The organism is Brevibacillus sp. FW301-21C12A, from assembly GCF_058788915.1.
Genome location: NZ_JBYTBG010000040.1, coordinates 17,489 through 37,294 on the forward strand (window position 1 = coordinate 17,489; position 19,806 = coordinate 37,294).

The window sequence follows — 19,806 nt, forward strand, 5'->3', positions numbered from 1 at the left end:
GGACTTCCTACACCAGATTTTCCGGGTTCAAGCCTTCCAACTCCGGCAGGACAAAGCGGCCGTCTTTTCGAATCAGCACGTCGTCGAACCAGATTTCGCCGCCGCCGTATTCAGGGCGCTGGATTTGTACCAGATCCCAGTGGACAGAGGAACGGTTTCCGTTGTCTGCTACTGTGTAGGCGTTGCCAGGCGTGAAGTGGAAGCTGCCTGCGATCTTCTCGTCGAACAGGATGTCGAGCATCGGGTGGAGGATGTGCGGGTTGAAGCCGATCGCAAATTCCCCGATGTAGCGAGCGCCTTCGTCCGTGTCGAGAATTTCATTCAGCGCTTTTGTGTTGGAACTGGTCGCTTCCACGATTTTTCCTTGCTTGAAGGTGAACTGGACATCGGTAAAGGAAATGCCGTGGTAGTTGGAAGCCGCGTTGTAGTAGATGGTGCCCTCTACAGAGTCGCGGACAGGCGCTGTGTACACTTCGCCGTCCGGAATGTTGCGTTTGCCGTCGCATTTGACCGCGTTAATGCCTTTGATGGAGAAGCGCAGGTCTGTTTTCGGTCCGACGATGCGGACGCGGTCGGTGCGCTCCATCAGCTCTTTCAGCGGAGTCATGGCCTGGGACATTTTCGCGTAGTCCAGGTTGCACACGGAGAAATAGAAGTCCTCGAAGCCTTCCAGGCTCATGTTGGACAGTTGCGCCATCGATTTGTTCGGGTAGCGCAGAACGACCCAGCGCTTGTTTGGCACGCGTTCGTTTGTATGCACAGGCTGGTACAGGATGCGGGAATAAATGCCCATCTTGTCTTCCGGAACGTCGGCGAACTCGTTGATGTTCTCGTAAGCGCGGATCGCGATGTACGCGTCCATGTCTTTCATCCGCTCGTATTCGTACTTCGCCATTAAGGCCATGTGTTCTTCACTGGTGCCCTGGTAGAGCGCGCGCAAAACTTCCTGGTCTTTCAGAGTCACGAGCGGCAGAGCGCCGACCGCAAACGATTCGCGGACGAGTGCGCGTACAAGCTCGGGTTGCAGGCCAGTGTTTTCGATCAGGACCTTTTCCCCTTTTTGCAGGTTGAGAGAGTAGCGGACGAGACGGCTGGCCAGTTCATTGATACGTGGATCTGCCATATGTACGACCTCCATATAGTAAAAAAAATTTTTATTAATTGTATTATCGCACAGGAAAGAGCGGGCTTGCCAGTATGTTCGACGTTTACAAGCACGCTCGATAGATGGCGATGACGTCATCTGCGTTCAGCTTTTTGGCGCTGGCCAGGTAGCCTGCGCCGCGTCCGCCGATGGTGACGGCTTCTTCGGCCATTTTCGGCAAGGCGTCCTCGGTCACGCCGAAGTCGGAGAGTCGTTCGGTGATGCCCATGCTTTCGTACCAGCGTGAAACAGCGGCGATAGTCGCGCGCGCTGCAGCGCCTTCGTCTTCCGCGGTGACGCCGAAGCAGTGACGGCCCATGCGCGCCAGCCGTTCCGGGCGAAGCGGCAAAATAACCTGCTCGAAGTAAGGGATGGACAAAATCGCCAGGCCGCGACCGTGGGCCATGTCGTATATTCCGCTCAGCGGGTGCTCGATGCCGTGCAGAGGCATGCCTGCGCCGCGTCCGGCGTTTGCGAACGGACTGATGCCCAGCGTGCTCGCCCATAGCAGAGTGGAGCGGGCTTCCTCGTGATCCGGATGGCGAATGGCTGTGAGGGAATGCTCGGCGACAAGCCGGATGAGCGTTTCGGTAATCCCGTCCTGCACGTTTGTTTTGTCCGCGCTGATGAGATAGGTTTCAAACAGATGGGAAAAAATATCTGCGCAAGCTTCCGCTGTGACGCGCGCAGGAACCGTAAAGGTGATGGACGGGTCGAGAATGGCGATTTTCGGGAAGAGAGCCGGGCCGTTGATGGAAGATTTTTCGTGCGTCTCCCAATGGGTCAGGACGCTGATGTTGTTCGCTTCCGATCCGGTAGCGGCTACTGTCGGAACCGTCAGGAGAGGGAGCGCCTCCTGCACAGGTACCAGCCATTTGCCTGTGCCGCTCGGATTGCCGCGCATGTAGTCGTAGATCGGACGGCCGGAAAGCGCTGCGGCTGCAATCGCTTTGGCAGCATCCATGACCGAGCCGCCGCCGAGCGCCAGCACGAAGTCGCACTGTTCTTTCCGGGCGAGCGCTGCCCCGGCATCGACGGTAGCCGTGCGCGGATTCGGTTCGATTTTGTCAAAGAGAGCAAAGGCTACTTGCGCTTCTTGCAAAAGCGTAATCGCGCGGTCGAGAAGCCCCGTGCGCTTGGCTGCGCTGCCACCCGTGACAAGAAGCGCCTTGTTGCCGAGAGTTTTCGCTGCCTGGCCCAAACGCGCAAGTTCGCCCATGCCGAAGTAGATATGGGTAGGAAACGATACTTCAAAGGGAAACATCTGATATTCCTTCTTTCACGTGTAGGTTGTACCAAAAACAGTGTAACACAAAGACGGCAAAAGGGTCTTCCGGCAGCGGGAAAACGGGGGACAGGCTGCGGAAAAAAGCATGAGCGGCTCTTCCAGCGACGGGGAACGGCCGCATAGAACGGGATGTAAAACTGATATGAATAACGCGTAAACGAATGTTAACGAAAGTTTAACATCCGATTATGCAACAATTCCCGAACGTTTGTCGAAGTCTGTTCACGCTTTTTTCGTTGATAAATGCGTATGTTTGTGTTTTAATGTAGTTGAATCGTTCGTGAATTAATCGCAACTCAACCTTTTTATCTGGGAAGGTGACTCCTACAGTGGAAAAACAGGAACAACTCTACGAAGGTAAGGCGAAACGTATTTATCGGACATCTGAGCCTGAGCAATACTGGGTAGAGTATAAAGACGACGCAACAGCATTCAACGGAGAGAAGCGGGCGCAAATCACCGGAAAAGGTGAGCTGAACAACCGCATTACCGCTATCTTTTTCACCATGCTAAAGGAGAAAGGCATCGACAACCATTTTGTCCGCCTGCTGTCCGCAACCGAGCAGGTTGTCCGCAAAGTGGAGATCATTCCTTTGGAGGTCGTTGTCCGCAATATCGCGGCAGGCTCGCTCGCCAAACGCCTTGGCATGGAAGAGGGCACCGTTCTCCCGCAGCCGGTTGTCGAGTTTTACTACAAGGACGACGCATTGGGCGACCCGTTGGTGAACCCGTCCCATATCAAAGTGTTGGGAATTGCGAGCGAAAGTGACCTGGCGACGCTTGAGCGCATGGGGCTGGCTGTAAACGAGGTTCTCGTGCCTTACCTCGCCGAGCGCAACATCACCCTGGTCGATTTTAAACTGGAATTTGGAAGAACGCCGGACGGGGAGATCCTCCTCGCCGATGAAATATCCCCGGATACATGCCGTTTCTGGGACTCGGTAACAAAAGAGAAGCTGGACAAAGACCGCTTCCGTCGTGATTTGGGCAATGTAGAAGAAGCGTACCAAGAAATGCTGAAGAGACTGGGAGGAGACGTACATGTTTAAAGCTGTTGTTTATGTAACGCTGCGCGAGAGCGTTTTGGACCCGCAAGGCCACGCTGTAAAAGGGGCTCTGCACACCCTTGGTTTTGACGAAGTAAACAATGCGCGGATCGGGAAGTACATGGAGCTTACGCTGAACTCAGCGGACCGTGCGCAGGCAGAAGAGCGTGTACGTGAGATGTGCGAAAAGCTGTTGGCCAATACGGTGGTTGAAGACTATCGCTTTGAAATCGTGGAGGGCTAAGGACATGCGAGTAGCGGTTATCGTCTTTCCAGGCTCCAATGCCGACGTAGATTTGTATAACGCAGTTGAAGACGTAATGGGAGTGCCGGTCGATTACGTATGGCATTCCGAGACAGATTTGTCCGGGTATGACGTGATTCTTTTGCCGGGCGGTTTCTCCTATGGAGACTATTTGCGCTGTGGCGCGGTCGCTCGCTTTTCGCCTGTCATGGAGCAGGTGGTCAAGGCAGCGGAGGAAGGCAAGCTGGTGATGGGAATCTGTAACGGCTTCCAAATTCTCACGGAGGTAGGGCTGTTGCCAGGAGCGCTTTTGCGCAACCGTTCCCTCAAATTCGCCTGCAAGCTGTCCGGCCTGCGCGTAGACAACAACGATACCCCGTTTACCCGCGACTACGCGGCCGGGGAAGAAATTCAGATTCCGATCGCGCACGGCGAAGGAAACTACTACTGTGATGAAGAGACGCTTGCGAAGCTGAAAGCAGGCAAGCAGATCGTATTCCGCTACAGCGGCGAGAACCCGAATGGTTCGATTGACGATATTGCAGGCATTTGCAACGAGCGCGGCAATGTGCTCGGCATGATGCCTCACCCTGAGCGCGCTGTCCACAAATGGATGACTTCCGATGACGGACGCCGCATGTTTACCTCGATCCTGAAGACGTGGAGGGAACAAAACAGTGTCACAACTCACGCATAAAGAACCGACCGCAGAACAAATTGCCGATCAGAAGCTCTATCGCGAAATCGGGCTGACTGACGAAGAATACCAACGTGTTGTCAATATTTTGGGACGCCAGCCGAACTGGACAGAGACAGGTCTGTACAGCGTGATGTGGTCTGAGCACTGCTCCTACAAAAACTCCAAGCCTGTCCTGCGCAAGTTCCCGACAAAAGGTCCTCGCGTGCTGCAAGGTCCAGGCGAAGGCGCAGGGATCGTGGACATCGGCGACAATCAGGCAGTTGTTTTCAAAATCGAAAGCCACAACCACCCGTCTGCTATCGAGCCGTACCAGGGCGCAGCGACTGGCGTGGGCGGCATTATCCGCGACGTGTTTTCCATGGGCGCGCGTCCAATCGCCCTGCTCAACTCGCTTCGCTTCGGGGAGCTGAAAACGCCGCGCGTCAAATATTTGTTTGAACACGTGGTGGCTGGTATCGCCGGTTACGGAAACTGCATCGGGATTCCTACCGTGGGCGGAGAAGTGAACTTCGACCCTACGTATGAAGGCAACCCGCTCGTCAATGCGATGTGCGTGGGCCTCATCGACCACGAAAAAATTCAAAAAGGGGTAGCCTCCGGTATCGGCAACCCTGTCATCTACGTCGGCGCAAGCACAGGCCGCGACGGGATTCACGGCGCAACGTTTGCGTCCGAGGAGCTGACAGAGGAATCGGAGAAAAAGCGTCCGGCGGTACAAGTGGGCGACCCGTTCATGGAAAAACTTTTGCTTGAAGCGTGCCTGGAGCTGATCGACACAGGAATCGTCGTCGGGATTCAGGACATGGGCGCGGCTGGCTTGACCAGCTCCAGCTCCGAGATGGCGTCCAAGGCAGGAAACGGAATCGAGATGAACCTCGACCTCGTGCCACAGCGTGAAGCGGGAATGTCCGCTTACGAGATGATGCTGTCCGAGTCCCAGGAGCGCATGCTCGTCGTCGTGGAAAAAGGCAAGGAAGCAGAAGCCATTGCTATTTTTGACAAGTGGGGCTTGGCGTCCGCTGTCGTGGGCAAAGTAACGGAAGACAGCAAGCTGCGCCTGCTGCACAAAGGCGAAGTCGTGGCAGAAGTGCCAGTAAACAGCCTGGCTGATGACGCGCCTGTCTACCACCGTCCATCCGCAGTACCTGCTTACTACGAGGCAAACGCGAATGTAGACGTGCTCGCTGCCATCCAGGAGCCGAAAGATTTGAACGAGACGCTGAAAAGCATTCTGGCACAGCCGACTGTTGCCAACAAGGCGTGGGTGTACGAGCAATACGACCACATCGTGCGGGCAAACACAGCGGTCAAGCCTGGCTCTGACGCGGCGGTTGTCATGGTGCGCGGTACGCGCAAGGCGCTTGCCATGACGACAGATTGCAACGGACGCTACGTCTACCTCGATCCAAAAGTGGGCGGCGCCATCGCTGTAGCGGAATCCGCTCGCAACGTGGTCTGCTCCGGTGCCGAGCCGCTGGCGATCACCGACTGCCTCAACTTCGGCAGCCCGGAAAAGCCGGAAGTGTTCTGGCAGTTCGAGAAAGCGTGCGAAGGCATGAGCGAGGCGTGCGTGGCACTCGACGCGCCTGTGATCGGCGGCAACGTATCTTTTTACAACGAACGCAGCGGTGACGCGATCTATCCGACTCCAACCGTCGGCATGGTCGGTCTGATTACCGATGTTGACCATATTACGACCCAAGACTTCAAAAACGAAGGCGACGCGATCATCCTGCTCGGCGAAACGTTCGCAGAGCTGGGCGGCAGCGAGTATCAAAAGCTCGCAACAGGCTCCATCTCCGGCCGTCCTCCGCAAATTGATCTGAACAAGGAAGCCGCTGTACAAAAGCTCGTGCTCACAGCGATCCGCAAAGGCTTGGTCAACTCCGCTCACGACCTGTCCGAAGGCGGTCTCGGCGTGGCTCTGGCAGAGTCTTGCTTCGGCAAAGGCATCGGCGCTCAAGTCGAGCTTAGCTCCGAACTGCGAAGCGATGTACTGTTGTTCAGCGAATCCCAATCCCGCATTTTGCTCAGCGCAAGCCCTGAGCAGGCGGAAGCGATCCTCGCATTGGCAGGTGAGCATGGCGTACCGGCTGAAAAAATCGGTACGATCGGCGGCGATCGTCTGGTAGTGAACGTGAACGGTGCAGAAGCGATCAACGCTTCGATTCAAGAGGTGAAAGCAGCCTGGAAGGATGCGATTCCATGTTTGATCGGGTAATCTGGGACAAACTTAACGAAGAATGCGGCGTCTTTGGCATCTACAACCATAAGGAAGCATCCCAACTGACTTATCTCGGTCTGCACGCCCTTCAGCATCGCGGTCAGGAGAGCGCAGGTATCTGCGCCTCCGACGGCGAGAAGTGGTATAAGCACCGCGGAATGGGGCTTGTATCGGAAGCGTTTGGCAAAGGCGACCTGGAAAAATTTCGCGGTCACATCGCCATCGGCCACACCCGCTATACGACTGCCGGCTCCAGCAAGATTGAAAATGCCCAGCCGCTGTTTTTCCGCTACGCGCAAGGCAGCATGGCTGTTGCCCATAACGGTAACCTCGTCAATGCGGCCGTCCTGCGCAAAGAGCTGGAAGCAAAAGGGTCGATTTTCCAGACGACCAGCGACACCGAGGTGATCGCGCATCTGATCGCACGCTCCGAGCGCCGCGACCTGCCAGGTGCGGTAAAAGACGCGCTGCAGCACATCAAGGGCGCGTATGCGTTGCTCGTCATGAACGAGAAGCAGCTCGTGATCGCACTCGATCCGAACGGCCTGCGTCCGCTGTCGCTCGGCCGACTGGGCGACGCGGTGACAGTCGCCTCCGAAACCTGTGCGTTTGACATCATCGGTGCCGAGTATTGGCGCGACGTGCAGCCAGGGGAAATGATCGTCATCGACCAGGACGGCATCACCGAGACGAAGCACACCGAGACGACACAACGCTCGATCTGTACGTTCGAATACATTTACTTCGCCCGCCCGGACAGCGACATCGACGGCATCAACGTCCACATGGCCCGCAAACGGCTGGGCAAGCAGCTCGCTCTGGAATCGGCAATTGACGCCGATGTAGTCACAGGCGTGCCGGACTCCAGCATTTCCGCCGCGATCGGCTTTGCGGAAGCGACAGGCATTCCGTACGAGATCGGCTTAATCAAAAACCGTTATGTAGGCCGGACGTTCATCCAGCCGAGCCAGGAGCTGCGCGAGCGCGCGGTGTACCTCAAGCTGTCGGCGGTTCGCAAAGTAGTCGAAGGCAAGCGCGTCGTCATGATTGACGATTCCATCGTGCGCGGCACGACGAGCAACCGCATTGTCCGCATGCTGCGCGAGGCTGGCGCCAAGGAAGTACACGTGCGCATCAGCTCTCCGCCTGTCATGAACTCGTGCTTTTACGGCATCGACACCTCCACGCGTGACGAACTGATTGCCGCGACCAAATCGGTAGAGGAAATTCGCCAGATCATTGAAGCCGATTCCTTGGCCTTCCTGTCTGTAGAAGGCATGATCGAAGCGATTGGCCGCCAGGATTCCGCTCCGAACAAAGGGCATTGCCTCGCCTGCTTTACCGGAGAGTATCCGACCGAGATTGAATTTGAAGAGGCGCTACCAGCGTCCAAGTGCTAATACAAGCAACCTCTTGTAAGGGGGAGAAACGATGAGTGAAGCATATAAACAAGCGGGTGTCGACATCGACGCGGGGAACGAAGCCGTCGAACGCATGAAAAAACACGTGAAGCGGACATTCCGCCCCGAAGTGCTGACCGATTTGGGCGGCTTCGGAGCGTTGTTCCGTCTGGACACGAAAAAATACGAAAAGCCGATTCTCGTATCGGGTACCGATGGGGTAGGCACCAAGCTGAAGCTGGCTTTTGCCATGGACAAACACGACACGATCGGGATCGACGCCGTCGCGATGTGCGTCAACGACGTCGTGGTGCAGGGCGCGGAGCCGCTCTTTTTCCTCGACTACCTGGCAGTAGACAAGGTGATCCCGGAAAAAATCGAAGCGATCGTAAGCGGGATCGCAGAAGGCTGCGCCCAGTCCGGCTGCTCGCTGATCGGCGGGGAGACGGCGGAAATGCCAGGCATGTACGCTGAGGGCGAATACGACATCGCCGGATTTACCGTAGGGGTTGTCGACGAGAGCAAAATGATTACGGGTGCGAACGTAGCAGCAGGCGACGTGCTGATCGGGCTGGCGTCGAGCGGCGTGCACAGCAACGGCTTCTCGCTCGTGCGCAAGGTGCTTTTGGCCGACAAGGGCATGTCTTTGCACGACCATGTAGACGTCCTCGGCAAAAAGCTCGGCGAGGAACTGCTGACGCCGACCCGCATCTACGTGAAGCAAGTACTGGCTGTGCTGGAATCGCATGAAGTCAAGGCTTTGGCTCACATCACAGGCGGCGGCTTTACGGAAAACATCCCGCGCGTGCTCCCGGAAAACACGCAAGCGGTCATCAACGTCGGCTCCTGGCCTGTTCTGCCGATCTTTTCGCTCGTGCAGGAAGCCGGAAACATTTCCTTCCCGGACATGTACAAAACGTTCAACATGGGCATCGGCATGATCTTGGTCGTGAAGGAAGCGGATGCGGCGAGCGTCATGGAAAAGCTGCAAGAACTCGGCGAGCAGCCGTACCTGATCGGAAACATTCAGGCGGGTGAGCGCAAAGTCGTGTACAACGGGGTGGAATGGTGAGAAAGCTGGCCATTTTCGCCTCAGGCAGCGGCTCCAACTTCGAAGCGATCGCGCAGGCTGTTCAGGCAGGACGGCTGCCGGGCGTGGAAGTCGCCCTGCTCGTCTGCGACAAGCCGCAGGCGAAGGTGCTGGAGCGCGCCGAACGTTTGGGAATCGAAGCTTTTGTGTTCCAACCGAAGGAGTATGCCAGCAAGGCAGCGTTTGAAGCGGAGATTGTCGCAGAGCTGCAAAAGCGCGAGATTTCTCTGGTCGTGCTGGCAGGCTACATGCGGTTGGTAGGAGAGACGCTGCTGTCCGCTTACGAAGGAAAAATCATCAACCTGCATCCGTCGCTCTTGCCTGCTTTTCCAGGCAAGGACGCGATCGGCCAGGCACTCGCTTACGGGGTAAAGATAACGGGGGTAACGGTCCATCTGGTCGATGCCGGTCTCGATACGGGTCCGATCATCGCCCAGGTTCCCGTAGCAGTGCATGACAACGACACGGCCGAGACGCTGGCAGCGCGCATCCACGAGGTGGAGCACGGGCTGCTGGTGGAAGTCATCGGCATGCTGGCGGAAGGCCGGGTGCAGGTTACAGGGCGGCAAGTTCAGGTGATAGCATAGCGTCAAAAGAAAGACCGGCACAGGATAGATGTGCTGGTCTTTTTCCTTTTTCTGTTACAATTGAGAAAGGGAGGGAGAATGATGAAAGAACCGATGACAAGAGCAGTCCTGATCGTAAGTCTCGTCATGCTGGTCGGCGCGTGGATGATTGCCGACGCTACCAGAAGTATTTCTGCCTATGCTGATTCAGCCACCCACAATACGGCAGAGATTGCGACTGCCCTCACGTCCTTCGACAATCGACTGAATGATCTGAACCAGTCTGTGCATTCAGTGGAAAAGCAAATCATGAACGCGGATGAAGTCGCTGTCTATTTGGGAATAACCGATCAGGTGCTGTCCAAATTGCTGGAAGACAAGCAGCTTCCAGCGATTCAAATCAATGGGATTTACCGCTTCTCGAAGCGGGCCATAGACGAGTGGGTGTATGAGAAATCAAAGAACAAAGCCAGCTATCAAAACTGGTAGCGCTAATTGCCCGCCAGCAGCTTCTCGTTCATCCGCCGGAACGGGCTTGCTGAAAAAATAGCCCTGCACCGTCAGGCAGCCAAGCGAACGCAAAAAAGCGAGCTGCTTCGCCGTCTCGACGCCTTCGGCCACGAGCGAGAGCTGCAGGCTGTGCGCCATGGCCGCGATGGCGGTCACGATCGGCATGTGAGACGACGAGTCCGTCATGTTGCGCATAAACGACTGGTCGATCTTCAAGGAGTTGATCGGCAAAAGCTGCAAGCAACTGAGCGAGCTGTAGCCCGTGCCAAAGTCATCAATGGAAATCTGGATGCCCATTGCCTGTAGCGTTTGCAGACGCGGGATGACGGCATCGAGCCTGTGCATGGCGATGCTCTCCGTAATCTCCAACTCCAGATAGCGCGGATGCAGCCCGGTTTTTTGCAAAATTTGCTGGACCATCGGCACCAACTGCTTGTCCTGAAGCTGGCGCATGGACAAGTTGACGGCGAGGCGAACGGGCGGCAAGCCTTGCTGCTGCCACTTCACGCATTGCTGGCAGGCCATTTCCAGCACCCAGCGACCGATCGGGACGATCTGCCCTGTCTCTTCTGTCTGCTTGCGCTCCGTAATGTCCTTGGCAATGACAAAATATCCGACCACGTTTTGGCTGACCACGATGGGAACGACGGTGACGTTCAGCTCGATTTGCGTGCCGTTTTGATGAAAGGCGGAAATATCGTAGTTATCCGATGCGCCCTGCTGAATCGTGCGGGACATGGAGAGGACGCGTCGGACGCCTTCCCGGTTCAAAAGCCGCTGGAAGGACTGGTTGCGCAGATCGCTCATCGTGTAGCCCGTCACGCTCTCGAAAGCCGGATTGACGTTCAAAAACCGGCCGGACAGATCCAGCCAGCAGACGATGTCCGGGTTGTGCTCAAACAGCGACTTGTAGCGCTGCTCGCTCACCTCCAGCCGCTGCTGGGCCCACTTGCGCTCCGTAATGTCGTGCGTGACGATCAAGGCCCCGACAGGCTCCCCGCTGGAAGCGTACAGCAGCTTGCCGTTGGCGACGAGGATGGAGACAGCTTTTCCGGGCGGCTGTACCCAAATCTCCTGATTGTAGACATTTTCTTGGTGCAACACGCGAACAGACGGCAACTCCGCAAACGATACGGGAGTGCTGCCGTCGGGATGGTAAAACGAATAGGAGCCGTACGTTCGTTCATGCAAGTCTATGGGCTCGGACATGCCAAAGCGTTTGGCTGCCTCTTTGAAAAAAGGGATGCGTCCATCCAACCCGTAGACAGTCACGCCTGCCTCCATATGCTCCAGAATGGGCTGCAGCAAGGCTTCGTGCAAGGCGGAGGATGAGGAGCCTAAGAAAGCGTCAACTGGTGGAGAAAAAAGCTGATGGCGAGTTGACTTCATGTAAGCCTTCGGGCAGATGCATGTAATCGTACCATTTATGTTAATGAAAGTGAGAATCATTGTCAATAAATGGACTGCTTTTCCCTGCCAACGATTGACAGGAATGAAAGCAAACCAAATCTGCCCTCCCGACATACTGTAAAAGGAAGCAGGAAAAGAGGAGGGGCCGATTTGAGCGGAGATTTCGTTGCGGATTTGCTGGGCAAGCTAAGCAAGAGAACAGGGCGGGAATGGACGCTGAACGATATTATGAAGCTCGCGCAAAAATTCCCCAAAGGCGGGGGCAACGTCGACGAGTTGATGAATGAGCTGTCCGAGATGGGCCTTGACGTGCCGGAGGAGACAAAAGAGCGTGTCAAGGAACGGATGAAAAGTGGAAAGTCGCTCTCCATGGAAGAATTGGTGTCGAAGGTTCCGAAAGAGGTCAAGGCAAAAAGCAGCAAGCCGAAAAAGCCATCCAAGGCTGCTGGAAAAAGCAAGCACCTTTCTCTGGCGGAGCGTGTGAAAAAGCTGTCTGGAGGAAGCAAAAAAAAGCGGTAAGCTTCCCGCGTCGGGAGCGAAACAGGGCAGTCGCGAGTGCCGAACAGGCATGGGCGGCTGCGTTTGTTTTCGCTGAGGAAACTCTTGATAAAAACGTACAATTATGTTTTAATATGAAAGGAATGTTCGTGTTTTAGTGTGGCGCGAAAAGCTTTCCGTCATGTTTTCTTATTAAAAGTCAGGAGGTTCTATCCGTGAGTGTGAAAAAGGCGTTGATTAGCGTTTCTGACAAGACAGGATTGATTCCGTTTGCCCGTCGTTTGGCAGATGCCGGAGTAGAGATCATTTCCACCGGAGGTACGGCTGCTCTCTTGAAAGCAGAGGGGGTTCCCGTCATTGGCATTTCCGAGGTGACCGGATTTCCCGAAATTTTGGACGGACGTGTCAAAACGCTGCATCCGAATATCCACAGCGGCCTCTTGGCTGTGCGTGACAACGAAGCGCATCAAAAGCAGTTGAAGGACCTGAACATCGAAACAATCGATCTGGTCGTGGTCAATCTGTATCCATTCAAGGAAACGATTGCCAAGCCGGACGTGACATACGAAGATGCGATTGAGAATATTGATATTGGTGGGCCGACGATGCTGCGCTCCGCGGCGAAAAACCATGCGTTCGTGAGCGTTGTCGTGGACGCTGCCGACTATGACAAGGTAGCCGAAGAAATCGAGGCAAACGGCGATACTACGCTGGAAACGCGCCGTCGTCTGGCAGCGAAAGTATTCCGTCACACAGCGGCCTACGATGCCCTGATCTCGCGCTATTTGAGCGAGCAGGTAGGCGAGCTGTTGCCAGAGAGCTACACGGTGACCTACGAAAAAGCGCAAGACCTGCGCTACGGCGAAAATCCGCACCAGCGCGCCGCTTTTTACCGCGAACCGCTGTCCAGCCAGTTGAGCATCGGCTATGCGGAGCAACTGCACGGCAAAGAGCTTTCCTACAACAACATCAACGACGCAGACGCGGCTCTGGCGATTGTGCGTGAATTTACCGAGCCGGCTGTTGTCGCGATCAAACACTCCAACCCTTGTGGCGTGGGGATCGGCGCAGACATTCGCCAGGCGTACCAAAAAGCGTACGAAGCGGACCCCGTATCCATTTTCGGCGGCATCGTCGCGGCGAATCGCCCGATTGACAAAGACACGGCGCTCGCGATGAAAGAAATTTTCCTGGAGATCATCATTGCTCCTGATTTTACCGAAGACGCATTGGCTGTGCTGACCGAGAAAAAGAACCTGCGTCTCTTGCGCATCCCTGCCCTGAATGAGCCAGCGAAAAAAGCGGACAATCTGTTCCGCATCGCTCCGGTCGCGGGCGGCGCGCTGATTCAGGATTACGATTACAAGCAATTGGCAGAAAGCGAAATCCAGGTCGTGACAGACCGCAAGCCTACAGCCGAAGAAATGGCCCAACTGCAATTCGCCTGGAAAGTTGTCAAGCACGTGAAGTCTAACGCGATTTTGCTGGCAAAAGACAACATGACGATCGGGGTAGGCGCTGGTCAAATGAACCGTGTCGGCGCAGCGAAAATCGCCATCGAGCAGGCGGGAGAGCTGGCAAAAGGCGCTGTGCTCGCTTCCGATGCCTTCTTCCCGATGGGAGATACCGTAGAGGCGGCGGCTGCGGCCGGAATTACCGCGATCATTCAGCCGGGCGGCTCGATTCGCGATCAGGAATCCATCGACGCCTGCAACCGTGCGGGCATCGCCATGGTGTTTACTGGCACGCGCCACTTCAAGCACTGATTCATACAGATCCCTTCAATAACAGGAGGATATCCCCATGAAAGTATTGGTAATTGGCGGCGGCGGCCGCGAACACGCCATTGCCTGGAAGCTTTTGCAAAGCCCGAAGGTAGAAAAGGTGTACTGCGCTCCGGGAAACGGCGGCACAGCCGAGATTGCCCAGAACGTACCGATTGGCGTCAATGACTTTGCGGCGCTAGCCCAGTTCGTCAAAGACGAAGGCATTGATTTGACTGTCGTAGGACCAGAAGATCCACTGCTCGGCGGCATCGTGGACTTTTTCCAGGAGCGCAACCTGCCGATCTTTGGGCCGAATGGCAAAGCGGCGATGATCGAAGGCAGCAAGTCGTTCGCGAAAAGCTTGATGAAACGCTACAACATCCCGACCTCTGCCTACGAGTCGTTCATCGACTACGAATCGGCGAGCGCGTATGTGCGCCAGCAAGGGGCGCCCATCGTCGTCAAGGCTGACGGCCTCGCCGCAGGCAAAGGCGTTGTCGTGGCCGAGACCGTAGAGGAAGCGGAAGAAGCGCTCCGCCAGATCATGCAGGAGAGCGTTTTTGGCGCAGCGGGTACGCGCGTGGTCATCGAGGAGTGCATGTTTGGCGAAGAGCTGTCCCTGCTCTCCTTTGTCGACGGCGAAACCGTGAAGCCGATGATTACCTCCCAGGATCACAAGCGCATTTTCAACGACGACCGCGGCCCGAATACAGGCGGCATGGGGACGTACGCCCCGGTTCCGCACATGTCGGCCGAACTGGTCGATACGATTGTGAAAACGATCGTTCAGCCGATGGCGTCCGGGATGGCGAAGGACGGTATTCCGTTCAAAGGCATTCTCTACACTGGACTGATGATTACCGAGCAAGGACCAAAAGTGGTCGAGTTCAACGCCCGTTTTGGCGATCCGGAGACGCAAGTGATTTTGCCGCTGCTGGAGACGGATTTGCTCGACATTTTCGTGGCGACCGTTAACGGAGAGCTGGACAGCCTGGACGTGACCTGGAAAGAAGGAAGCGCCGTCTGCGTCGTCATGGCAGCTCCCGGCTATCCGGGCGATTATCCGAAGGGCAAGCGGATCGACGGCCTGGCGCAAACGACAGAAGGCGTTACCGTATTCCATGCTGGCACCAAGCAAACAGACGAAGGCATTGTGACCAGCGGCGGCCGCGTGCTCGGCGTAGTCGGAACCGGAGCCGACCTCGAACAAGCGCGTGAAGCGGCGTACGCGTCTGTGCAGGCGATTTCGTTCGAAGGAGCGCAATACCGCACGGACATTGCGGCAAAAGCGATGAAGCACCAGCAGCAAAAGTAACAACCACCGAAAAAAAGCAAAGAGGCAGTCCCGTTCGCCGATGAGGCTCGAACGAGGACTGCCTTTTCCTTATAGACCGATATGTTCGCCTGCCAGCCGTGCCTTTTTCCCTTTGGCTGCCACAAGCTGCGACAAGACGTAAACGCCGAGGAACAACAGCATGCAGGCGGCTGACCAGCGGTACATGACCGAGTAGCTGGAATGAGTCGCAAGCACGCCGAGCAGCATGGAGCCTGCGGCGATGCCGAGGTCGATGGAATTGAAGAACAGGCCGTTTGCCATGCCGCGCTGCTCTGGCGCGACGACTTTGACCATCCAGGCTTGAATCGACGGCTGGATCATGCCGTAGCCGAGTCCGTAGAAAAAGGCCGAGATCAGCAGCAGCGATTCGCTGGTCGTCACCGACAGGAGCAGCAGGCTGACGCCCACGAAGATCGCGCCTGGCGGCAGGACGGCGATATGGCCCTTGCAATCGTACAGCTTGCCGGAAAAAGGCCGAATCAAAATCATGGCGAGCGCGTTGGCGAGGAAAAACCAGCCCACGTTGGCGATGTGGGTTTCTTTTCCGTACAAGGCCAGAAAGCTCAAGATTCCGCCGTACGTAATGGACAGGCAAAAATTCAGGCTGACGGGCAGCAGCAACTTTTTGTCAAAAAAGCGGGCAAACCCTTTGACGGGCGCTGCTTTGGGCGCTGGCGCCATGCGCAGGCTGTAGGAGCGGATCATGTGCGCCAACGGGAAAATCGCAGCCACAAGCAGCACGAGCGTCAAAAGCATCGGGCCGATTCCGAACGATTGCAGGATACCAAGGCCAATCAGCGGGCCGAGCGCCATCGCCAGACTGGTGGACAGGCCGAAGTAGCCCATCCCTTCCCCGATGCGCCGGACGGGAATGACGTTGGACACGACCGTCGGAAACGCTGTGCTGCCCATGCCAAAGCCGATGCCGACGAGAACGCGCAAAAACAAAAACAGGGCGATATGCCCGGCCCAGTAGTAGCCTGCGCTGAATATCCCGACAGTGCACAGCGCCAGCATCGCGATGACTTTGCTGTTTTTCGTTCGCAACGCTTCCCCGGTCAATGCGCGTGCCACTACGGCTGCCAACGAAAACAGGCTGATGACCAGGCTGACGACGAAATCGTTTGCCTGATACGCCTGCTTCACGTAGGCCGGAAACGTCGGCGTCTGCATCTGGATGGTGAGGAACAACAGCATGTTGCATACAGTAAGCAGGACGAAATCCTTCGTCCACAGTTTCTCTCTACTCTCTCCCAACGTGTTCACTCCTATTCTTGTGTATGGCGGTTTACATTCTCATTGATCTCCAGCAGTATTTCCCGCAAAAAAGCGAGCTTCTCCGGCGAAATCCCGGCGAAGATGTCCGCTATCGCCTTGGCCTCGGCGGGAATGGCCTTTTCAATCCACTCCCTGCCATTCGGCGTGAGCGTGATGAGATAGGCGCGGCGATCGTGTTCGCTCAGCTTTTTTTCAATCCAGCCTTTTTTCGCCAGGTTGTCGAGAATGCGCGTCATGGTCGGCTGGTCTTTGGCGGAGCGCAGAGCCAGCTCTTTCTGGTTGATTCCGTCCTCTTCCCGGAGGCGGTACAAGACGGCAAACTGCTCCGTCGTCAGGTCGAATTCGCGCAAAAACAAGGACACATAATGAATCATGCGCCTGTACGTATTGCCGATCAGAAAGCCGATCGGTTCATGTTGCCAATGGTCGATCATGAGAAGAACCTTCCTTTGCTCGCGAAATTAGTTGTTTTGACAATTATATGCATAGCAATTAATTTTGTAAATGGAAAAACCGCCTGCGACGAAACGAGGCGGTTTGTATCCTTGGGAGCTGTCAGCTTATTGCCGATAGCGCCCTTTTCGCTTGGAGGCGTAAAAGGCGTAATAGCCGACTACGCCAATGACACCGACGATCATGGCAGCGACGAACAGATTGTGGGACAGCCATTCATAGAGGGGAGTTCCGACGATCATGAGCGCGTCGCCTCTTTTCTACGAGTAAGTGGGGTAGCGTGTGCTGCTGTCGTCCTTTTCCTGCGAGCGGTAGGAAATAAACTCGCGGGCAGCTTGTTCGAGCAACTGGTCTTCGGCAGACAGCTTGCCTTTTTTGGATTCGTTTTGCTGCGTCGCGGCATGCGTGTTTGCAGCAGCAGCCTGCGGTTTTGTGTTTTGCGCGTCTGCGGCGGCTGTAGCAGTAGTGCTTGACTCCTGCTTATTGTGCTCCTTGCCTTTTGCGGAAGTGCCGCTGCCGCTAAACGCACCCGTCACCTGATTCATGACGGTTTGAATCCCTTTTTGCTTCATTTGATCCATCATGCCCGACATGCCGTTTGCCTTGATCGTGTTAATGCCCAGCGCTTTGTACATCGGGCAAAAACGGGTGGCGCCTTCCGCTACCTTCATGGCGGAAAAAGCCATTAACAGCCAGGGGGCATTGTACGGGCGACGGCTCATTTTGCCTATGCCGTAAGCCAGGCCCAAGAGGCCGCCCGTCATGCGGATGATTGCATCTGTAGTTCCAACGTTTCTTTGCATCTGTGCTCGCCTCCAGTCGCGTCTTCTACGCATTAGTCTGTGATAAAGGCAAAAGGACAACCCGTGGAAATTGCAGGTCGAAGTGTTCCGGCAAGCAGGGGAAGTCTTCGCGGGCGGCGAAGCAGTAAAGCAATGTCAATATGAACGATCATTCAGTCGATGCAGACGACGATGGACAGCGAGGGGAGAGAAAAGCATGCGAGTTCGAGCTTTATCAGAGGAAGCGTACCGGAATCTGCTCCGCGTGAGCAAAAGACAGGCGCCGGCCAGCTTGTGGATCAAGGGAGCCAGCGTCCTGAACGTATTTACAAAAGAATGGCAGGAGCATCATGTAGTCGTAGCCGGGGAGCGGATTGCCTACGTGGGGGAAAAAGAGCCGCTGACAGACGAGCATACGGTGATCGTCGAAGCGGACGGAAAGTACGTCGTGCCCGGCTACATCGAGCCGCACGCCCATCCTTTCCAATGGTACAACCCGTACACGCTGGCGGACTTTGCATTGGAGCGGGGGACGACCACGCTCGTGTCCGACACGTTGATGCTGATGAATTTGCCGCCCGAGCAGGTGGCAGCGCTGATGGAGTCTTTGTCCGGCCATCCGGTCAAACAGTTTTTCTGGGCGAGACTCGATCCGCAAACAGGTAAAGAGCACCCGCAATTCACGAAGGAAGGGCTTGCTCGCATGCTCGAGCATCCTCTCGTCGTCCAGGGCGGAGAGCTGACGAACTGGTCCGGCGTGCTGCAGGAGGACGAGACGCTGCTGTTCGGCTTGAAGCACACGCGCGATCTGGGCAAAAGAATGGAGGGGCATCATCCCGGCGCTTCCTACGAAACGCTGAACATTGCAGCGGCGGCCGGAATTACCGCCTGTCACGAAGGAATTACGGCGGAGGATTTGCTTCAGCGGCTCCGGCTTGGCATGTACGCCACCTTGCGCCATTCCTCGATTCGCCCGGATTTGCCGGAGCTAGTCAAAGGATGGCTCGCGCTCGGGTTGCCGTGGTCGCCCCGGATGATGCTGACATCAGATGGCAGCACCCCGCCGATGCACCGCAACGGCTTCCTCGACGGGACGATTCGCGTCGCGATAGAAGCGGGCATGCCGCCGGAAGAGGCGTATGTGATGGCGACGCTGAATCCGGCCGTCTACTACGGGCTAGACGCCGAACTCGGCGGAATCGCGCCGGGAAGAGTGGCAGATATGCTGCTTCTGCGAGCCAAGGACGACCCTGCGCCGCTTGTCGTCTTTGCCAACGGACAAAAGGCGGCGGAGGAAGGCAGATTGCTCATTCCCACAATCGAGCCGCGCTGGGCGGACTACTCGTTCCCAACCGTCGATTCGCTGCAGGACAAAACGCAGGCAGAATGGTTCACGCTGCGCCCTGACGAAGACGGCAAGGTGCCGGTGCTGAACATGCTGAATGCCGTTATTACCCGCATGACGCTGGAGCAGCTTCCGGTAGACGAGCACGGCTTCGTCTCGCTGGCGCACGACCCGCAGCTCGCCCTGATTGTCAGCGTCGATCCGGCAGGGAAAAGCCGCACGGTTGCAGTACTGCGCGGCTACGGCGAGCATATCGAGGGCTTGGCCAGCTCCTATACAGCGTCCGGCGACTGGCTTGTCATCGGGCGCGACCCGCAGGCGATGGCGGCAGCGCTTGCGCGAATCAGAGACATCGGCGGCGGAGTCGTGCTGATCGACGAGGGGCAGATTGCCTGCGAATGTCCGCTGCCGCTTGCCGGAAAATTTTCCCCGGCTCCGATGGAAGAAGTGATTGCCATGGCGGAGAATTTGACGGCCAAGCTGCGGGCAAAAGGCCACGCGCACCTCGATCCGCTCTATTCTCTCCTGTTTTTCACCGCCACTCACCTGCCTTATGCGAGACTTACTGCGGAAGGCATCGCAGACGTAAAAACAGGGCAAATTCTCGTCCCGGCACTCCCTCTGCAATAGAGGGAGTTTTTGTTTTGGGAGCCGTAAATATAATGGATAACATTAACGCTTTATGGCGATGAAGCAAAGATATAATTATTTGATTTCAATAGTAGG

General features: G+C 56.1%; 19 protein-coding genes. 12 read left to right on the forward strand and 7 right to left on the reverse strand.

Annotated features, from left to right (window positions below):
* Window positions 1–7: 7 nt before the first annotated feature.
* A complete protein-coding gene (locus tag AC3WQH_RS20255; RefSeq protein ID WP_007787140.1) occupies window positions 8–1,123 on the reverse strand; it encodes an aminopeptidase in 1,116 nt (371 codons plus the stop codon).
* An 85-nt stretch (window positions 1,124–1,208) separates the two neighbouring features.
* On the reverse strand, window positions 1,209–2,408 hold the full coding sequence (locus tag AC3WQH_RS20260) for an iron-containing alcohol dehydrogenase (RefSeq protein ID WP_005826751.1): 1,200 nt from the start codon (window positions 2,406–2,408) through the stop codon (window positions 1,209–1,211).
* 353 nt (window positions 2,409–2,761) lie between these two features.
* Here AC3WQH_RS20260 and purC point away from each other — a divergent pair, with 353 nt between their 5' ends.
* The 8 genes from purC (at window position 2,762) to AC3WQH_RS20300 (ending at window position 10,191) form a co-directional block, all read left to right on the forward strand.
* The gene (purC, locus tag AC3WQH_RS20265; RefSeq protein WP_005826753.1) at window positions 2,762–3,481 is read left to right on the forward strand and encodes a phosphoribosylaminoimidazolesuccinocarboxamide synthase; all 720 of its coding nucleotides are present in this window, start codon (window positions 2,762–2,764) and stop codon (window positions 3,479–3,481) included.
* A complete protein-coding gene (purS, locus tag AC3WQH_RS20270; protein ID WP_026558323.1) occupies window positions 3,474–3,722 on the forward strand; it encodes a phosphoribosylformylglycinamidine synthase subunit PurS in 249 nt (82 codons plus the stop codon). The genes purC and purS overlap by 8 nt, the downstream gene beginning before the upstream one ends.
* Before the next feature lie 4 nt (window positions 3,723–3,726).
* A complete protein-coding gene (gene purQ, locus AC3WQH_RS20275; RefSeq protein WP_005826757.1) occupies window positions 3,727–4,419 on the forward strand; it encodes a phosphoribosylformylglycinamidine synthase subunit PurQ in 693 nt (230 codons plus the stop codon).
* Window positions 4,400–6,643: a phosphoribosylformylglycinamidine synthase subunit PurL gene (gene purL, locus AC3WQH_RS20280; protein WP_026558322.1), complete on the forward strand. Its 2,244-nt coding sequence runs from the start codon at window positions 4,400–4,402 to the stop codon at window positions 6,641–6,643. The genes purQ and purL overlap by 20 nt, the downstream gene beginning before the upstream one ends.
* The gene (purF, locus tag AC3WQH_RS20285) at window positions 6,628–8,046 is read left to right on the forward strand and encodes an amidophosphoribosyltransferase (RefSeq protein WP_005826760.1); all 1,419 of its coding nucleotides are present in this window, start codon (window positions 6,628–6,630) and stop codon (window positions 8,044–8,046) included. Before purL ends, purF begins: the two co-directional genes overlap by 16 nt.
* 31 nt (window positions 8,047–8,077) lie before the next feature.
* Window positions 8,078–9,118 (forward strand): phosphoribosylformylglycinamidine cyclo-ligase, encoded by a 1,041-nt coding sequence (gene purM / locus AC3WQH_RS20290; protein ID WP_025844379.1) that lies wholly within the window; start codon window positions 8,078–8,080, stop codon window positions 9,116–9,118.
* A complete protein-coding gene (gene purN, locus AC3WQH_RS20295) occupies window positions 9,112–9,723 on the forward strand; it encodes a phosphoribosylglycinamide formyltransferase (RefSeq protein WP_005826763.1) in 612 nt (203 codons plus the stop codon). Before purM ends, purN begins: the two co-directional genes overlap by 7 nt.
* An 81-nt stretch (window positions 9,724–9,804) precedes the next feature.
* Entirely contained in the window at window positions 9,805–10,191 is a 387-nt protein-coding gene (locus AC3WQH_RS20300) for a helix-turn-helix domain-containing protein (protein ID WP_005826765.1), read from the forward strand.
* Here AC3WQH_RS20300 and AC3WQH_RS20305 read toward each other — a convergent pair.
* A complete protein-coding gene (locus AC3WQH_RS20305; protein ID WP_242507414.1) occupies window positions 10,159–11,484 on the reverse strand; it encodes a sensor domain-containing protein in 1,326 nt (441 codons plus the stop codon). The genes AC3WQH_RS20300 and AC3WQH_RS20305 overlap by 33 nt on opposite strands.
* 288 nt (window positions 11,485–11,772) lie before the next feature.
* Between AC3WQH_RS20305 and AC3WQH_RS20310 the strand changes: the two genes are divergently transcribed.
* The 3 genes from AC3WQH_RS20310 (at window position 11,773) to purD (ending at window position 15,201) form a co-directional block, all read left to right on the forward strand.
* Complete coding sequence (locus AC3WQH_RS20310; RefSeq protein ID WP_005826769.1) at window positions 11,773–12,141, forward strand: hypothetical protein; 369 nt, start codon at window positions 11,773–11,775, stop codon at window positions 12,139–12,141.
* 194 nt (window positions 12,142–12,335) lie between these two features.
* A complete protein-coding gene (gene purH, locus AC3WQH_RS20315; RefSeq protein WP_005826771.1) occupies window positions 12,336–13,886 on the forward strand; it encodes a bifunctional phosphoribosylaminoimidazolecarboxamide formyltransferase/IMP cyclohydrolase in 1,551 nt (516 codons plus the stop codon).
* Between the two features lie 37 nt (window positions 13,887–13,923).
* On the forward strand, window positions 13,924–15,201 hold the full coding sequence (gene purD / locus AC3WQH_RS20320) for a phosphoribosylamine--glycine ligase (RefSeq protein WP_005826773.1): 1,278 nt from the start codon (window positions 13,924–13,926) through the stop codon (window positions 15,199–15,201).
* 69 nt (window positions 15,202–15,270) lie between these two features.
* Here the strand turns inward: purD and AC3WQH_RS20325 are convergent, their stop codons facing one another.
* The 4 genes from AC3WQH_RS20325 to AC3WQH_RS20340 form a co-directional block, all read right to left on the reverse strand.
* Window positions 15,271–16,479 (reverse strand): MFS transporter, encoded by a 1,209-nt coding sequence (locus tag AC3WQH_RS20325; RefSeq protein ID WP_492332230.1) that lies wholly within the window; start codon window positions 16,477–16,479, stop codon window positions 15,271–15,273.
* Window positions 16,480–16,490: 11 nt separating this feature from the next.
* Entirely contained in the window at window positions 16,491–16,934 is a 444-nt protein-coding gene (locus AC3WQH_RS20330) for a MarR family winged helix-turn-helix transcriptional regulator (protein WP_005826776.1), read from the reverse strand.
* A 126-nt stretch (window positions 16,935–17,060) separates the two neighbouring features.
* Entirely contained in the window at window positions 17,061–17,195 is a 135-nt protein-coding gene (locus AC3WQH_RS20335; RefSeq protein WP_005826778.1) for an EYxxD motif small membrane protein, read from the reverse strand.
* An 18-nt stretch (window positions 17,196–17,213) separates the two neighbouring features.
* Window positions 17,214–17,756, reverse strand: coding sequence for a YgaP family membrane protein (locus AC3WQH_RS20340; RefSeq protein ID WP_327991616.1), 543 nt, complete (start codon window positions 17,754–17,756; stop codon window positions 17,214–17,216).
* A gap of 196 nt (window positions 17,757–17,952) precedes the next feature.
* Between AC3WQH_RS20340 and AC3WQH_RS20345 the strand changes: the two genes are divergently transcribed.
* The gene (locus AC3WQH_RS20345) at window positions 17,953–19,710 is read left to right on the forward strand and encodes an adenine deaminase C-terminal domain-containing protein (protein ID WP_005826782.1); all 1,758 of its coding nucleotides are present in this window, start codon (window positions 17,953–17,955) and stop codon (window positions 19,708–19,710) included.
* Window positions 19,711–19,806 lie beyond the last annotated feature (96 nt).